Below are 4474 nucleotides of genomic sequence, written 5' to 3' on the forward strand. Positions count from 1 at the left end.
GCATTATAGATCAATCTTTCAACAACTTCGAATTACTTATCATAGACGATGGATCAACTGACAATACATTCCTAGAGGTGAGAAAGTTTAATGATGTAAGAATAAAGTATTATGCTTTTAAAGAAAATCGGGGGAACTACTTCGCAAGAAATCAAGGAATGAAGTATGCGAAAGGAAAATATATAGCAATGTTTGATGCAGATGATATTGCGAAACCAAACTGTTTATCAAACCAGTACGAATATCTTGAAAGTCATAAAAGAGTTGGATGTATTGGTGGATTAAGTGAATTAATTGATGCTAATAATAATAAAATAGGCTTTATAAAACGCCCATTTAGATATAGCAATATTAAAGTTTGTCTTTTAAAAGATAATTTTTTGACCCAAAGTACAATGATGATAAGAAGGCATCTTGTTGTCAAACATAATCTGAAATATAATGAAGGTTTTAAATATGCCGGGGATTATGACTTTATATCAAAAATAATTAAACTATTTCCTGTAGTTAATTTAAACCAAACTTTAATTCAGTATAGGGTGCATTCCTCTCAAATTTCAACTTTTGCCAAAGTGGACCAAATCAATTATGCTAATGAAGTAAGACGATCTCAACTAATAAATTTTAATACAGGTTTTTCCGATGATGAATTGGATTTGCACATCAAATTGATGAATACAGGTTCAATCACGAAGGAAGAATTACCGGCGGCAGCTGAATGGTTTAACAAGTTGCTCGAAGCAAATGAAAAACACAAATTTTATTCTTCAGCGCTTTTGTTCCCATTTTTCCGCAAAATACTACATGCGGAAATTCTAAGACTTAAATAATTTTTTGAGCGATTTGCTTGATATAATCTTCAGTAGCTCCAATTGAGTGTATAAACCTATCAATAATAACGATTATAAAAGGTAATGCTTGAAAGGCTCTGAATAACTTTAAATTTGAAAACAGCTTTATAAGAGAGCTAAAATCTTTTTTATCTAATAATATATCCATATTTTTAAGCATATATTGTTTTAACTACAAAACTCATTGGAGACAATGATATTAAGTAATTACCCACTCGATAGAATATTAAATAAAATCATATCTGAATAAATGATCCCGAAAATTATCCATCAATTTTGGATTGGAGACAAACCAGCTCCCATGTCTTTAATTGATACCTGGAAAGCATATCATCCAAGCTGGCTTCATATTCTATGGACAGAGGATTTATTAAAACAACATTTCCCCAACGGCCTGGTTAATCAGAAGCAGTATGATATTATGCCTGAATTGAATGGGAAGTGTGACATAGCTCGATATGAGATCTTAAATAAGTTTGGTGGTTTCTTTGTTGATGCCGATGCTGAGTGCACCAATTCTCTTGACGATTTTTTTCTGTTAAACGATTCATTTAGTTGTTATGAAAATGAAATTGTAAGGAAAAACCTTATAGCAGCAGGATACCTAGGTTCGACAAAAGACAATCAATTAATGGGCTTATTAATAAAACAATTAAACCTACTGAACAAGGAAGATCTTTTGATTGGAAAACACACGGCATGGAGAACGGTTGGTCCATTATTCCTTACCTCAGTAATTCACAAACATTCTTATAATTCAATAAGTGTTTATCCAAGCTATTATTTTATTCCCAAACATTATACTGGGATTCAATATAACGGTCCAGCTAAGATTTATGCTAAACAGTATTGGGGAAGCACTCCTGGGAGTGCCTTCCAAGGCTATAATTCTGACTAGTCATTCTTTTTAAACTCTCAAATGAATATAAATCTAAAGGAAATTCTTATTGTTTGGATCAATTTGCCCAGTAACAAAGAGAGAAGTCAAAATATGACTTCAATCTTTAATAAATATGGCTTAACGAATACACTTTGCTTTGAAGCCATTCAAGGGCATGGAACAACAGTCAAAGATCAGGTCGCGAACGGATGCGCCAAGTCACACTCTGAAGTTCTTAAATATATCATAAAAGAACACCAGCCAAATTCCCCGGTACTGATCCTTGAAGACGATGTTGAAATCACTGAAGACTTTAAGATGAATATAGAAATACCTGATGAAGCTGATTGTGTATACTTGGGAATTTCTCATTGGGGCATATTTCCTAAGTTTGCAAAACACTCAAAATTAAATTCTCCAACCAGTGCCACAAAATATTCTGAAGATTATTATGAAATCTCTGGAATGCTTTCCACCCATTCTATTTTATATATCTCAGATAAATATAAAAAAGCCTCACAAAAAATATGTGAACAATCAGAATGGCATTGTGATGTCGGATTGGCAAACAACCAGAAGAATTTCAGGGTATTCGCAACTGTTTATCCCTTTTTTGTTCAAGGTGAGTATCCAAATAAAGCAGTTACTTCCGCGCCTTTATATCTCAATGAGAATAATAAGCTTCGGGCAATTTTTCATTCTTGGTGGGTGAAAAATTATTACGGTTTAAATACCGCCAGCAATGATGCGGAATTAGTTATTATTGAATGAAAAGGGATTCAGGAGCCCAGTAACACAATCATACCTTGGTGTTACTAATTGAATGATATGAAACAGAAGACATTTGTCTATTTAATAATTGCGCATAAAAACGCATCACAGATCAAAAGACTCATTGATCGGTTAAAGGGCAAAAATACTGCTTTTGTACTGCATTTAGATATACGTTGTGAAATTCGATCCTTTATCGATATTATTGGGGATATTCATGATGAGATCTATTATGTGGAAGATAGGGTACTGACTAAATGGACCAGCTATGGTATTGTTCAGGCTACATTAAACGGACTAAAACTAATTTCTAAAAAAATCCTCAACGTTGAACGGGTAACGCTTCTAAGTGGACAAGACTACCCTATAAAAAATTTAGCACTTATAAATTCATTTTTTAGAAGTAATCGACAAGCGATCTATATCGATTTTAACCGGATACCGCACCTAGGCTGGAAAAACGGCGGAATACAAAGGTATCCGAACTTCGAAATGGTCAATTCTGTTATAAAAATTTATGGAGGTTCTCAATGGTGGTCTTTTCCAATGAGACTTGTCGATTATATCTTAGAGTTTCTGGATGATAATCCTGCATTCATCAAATATTTCCAAAGTGTTTTGATTCCGGATGAGAGTTTTTTCCAAACGCTGATTCTTAATTTAGAAGAAAAATTCATTAAAAAGAATATAGTAAACAATAGTTTACGGTTAATAAAGTGGGACGCCGTATATCCAGATACTAATCCTCGGGGACTGACAATAGGTGATCTAGAACTTATAAAGAACAGTCAAGAACTTTTTGCCCGTAAGTTTGAACCAACCACCGGGGATAAAAATATATTAGATTTTATCGATAAGGAAATTCTGTTTTACGAAAATGAAAAAACGATAATTCCCGCTGTGGCTAATGCGGTTCTTTTTTTGACAAACAAAGATGATCAAAGGATTTTTGAAGAATTCTCAAAAATAAAAGACGCACAAAACGATCCCCACACTGCAAAGATAATCTATCACAAAACATCTGAAAACATTCCTTTGGGTATTGAAAAAGATATATTTATCATAGACAACTCTATACTTCATTCCCTCGGTTATAAGCCAATAAAAAGCAATTTGCTGCCTGGCAGTAATCATTTTGCGTTGATGAGTTTTTACAGGGAATTTCCAAATTATGACTTTTACTGGTATATTGAAGACGATGTCCGCTACAATGGGAAATGGGAAAATTTTTTCGATGTTTTCAAAAACAATCTCATTTCAGATTTTATAAGCAGCCACGTTCGGTTTTATGCATTTAACCGGAACTGGTATTGGTGGAATACTTTAAAGTTCAAGGAGCAGACTGATCATGGCCTCTCAATGGTCTCATCTTTCAATCCTATATTCAGGATATCTAAAAAAGCGTTAGCATATCTAGATAACGCCATGACCAATGGATGGGAAGGCCATCATGAAGTCCTAATACCCACACTTTTGACAAATGCTGGTTTTGTTGTAAACGATTTTGGCGGCAATGGCCCATTCGTCTTAAGAGATTTCGCGGAAAAATTTTACAAAGGCAATTTAGGGGAGAAGGGGAAAGAACTAAGTTCGATGAGGTTTAGACCCTTTATTGACGAAAAGGAAATTATAGCACCTTTTATATATCATCCTGTTAAAATCGAAGGCTTGAATAATGATTGGCAGAAACATTTAAATGAAAATACAGTTTAAGTCAATTGCTATATCAAAGAAAACAGAATTTATTTATATACAGCTAGATATTCCCGCCATTATCTCATCTTGGTGACAATAACATTTTATTTATATCAGTGCAAAAAACAGGTCTTTTAGAAATTTCGACAATTTTACGCGCCTGCCATTCGGAGCTCTCGATAAATAATAATGCGTTACTTTTTTTATAGTAAAAAGCCTTAAATTGCGCATGCACTCCTAATCTTTTTCTAGTTTCCATATCTGGAAGGTCTAACAT

General features: G+C 33.7%; 6 protein-coding genes. 4 read left to right on the forward strand and 2 right to left on the reverse strand.

Features of this window, described 5'->3' with window-relative positions; genetic code table 11:
- On the forward strand, nt 1-830 hold an 830-nt coding region (locus AC1DPQ_RS18885; RefSeq protein WP_477610529.1), incomplete at its 5' end, for a glycosyltransferase family 2 protein.
- Here AC1DPQ_RS18885 and AC1DPQ_RS18890 read toward each other — a convergent pair.
- Entirely contained in the window at nt 823-999 is a 177-nt protein-coding gene (locus AC1DPQ_RS18890; RefSeq protein ID WP_477579097.1) for a hypothetical protein, read from the reverse strand. The two genes, AC1DPQ_RS18885 and AC1DPQ_RS18890, sit on opposite strands and share 8 nt — an antisense overlap.
- 102 nt (nt 1000-1101) lie before the next feature.
- Between AC1DPQ_RS18890 and AC1DPQ_RS18895 the strand changes: the two genes are divergently transcribed.
- From AC1DPQ_RS18895 to AC1DPQ_RS18905, 3 genes are read left to right on the forward strand one after another with little or no spacing between them, the layout of a single operon-like run.
- A complete protein-coding gene (locus AC1DPQ_RS18895) occupies nt 1102-1749 on the forward strand; it encodes a glycosyltransferase family 32 protein (RefSeq protein WP_477579096.1) in 648 nt (215 codons plus the stop codon).
- Nucleotides 1750-1770: 21 nt separating this feature from the next.
- Nucleotides 1771-2502 (forward strand): glycosyltransferase family 25 protein, encoded by a 732-nt coding sequence (locus tag AC1DPQ_RS18900; RefSeq protein WP_477579094.1) that lies wholly within the window; start codon nt 1771-1773, stop codon nt 2500-2502.
- A gap of 57 nt (nt 2503-2559) precedes the next feature.
- Nucleotides 2560-4215 carry a beta-1,6-N-acetylglucosaminyltransferase gene (locus AC1DPQ_RS18905; protein WP_477610530.1) on the forward strand — a complete coding sequence of 552 codons (1656 nt, stop codon included), beginning with the start codon at nt 2560-2562 and terminating at the stop codon, nt 4213-4215.
- 64 nt (nt 4216-4279) lie between these two features.
- Here AC1DPQ_RS18905 and AC1DPQ_RS18910 read toward each other — a convergent pair.
- On the reverse strand, nt 4280-4474 hold a 195-nt coding region (locus AC1DPQ_RS18910; RefSeq protein WP_477610531.1), incomplete at its 5' end, for a hypothetical protein.

The sequence above is a fragment of the Pedobacter sp. 01T416_2 genome, from assembly GCF_056398925.1.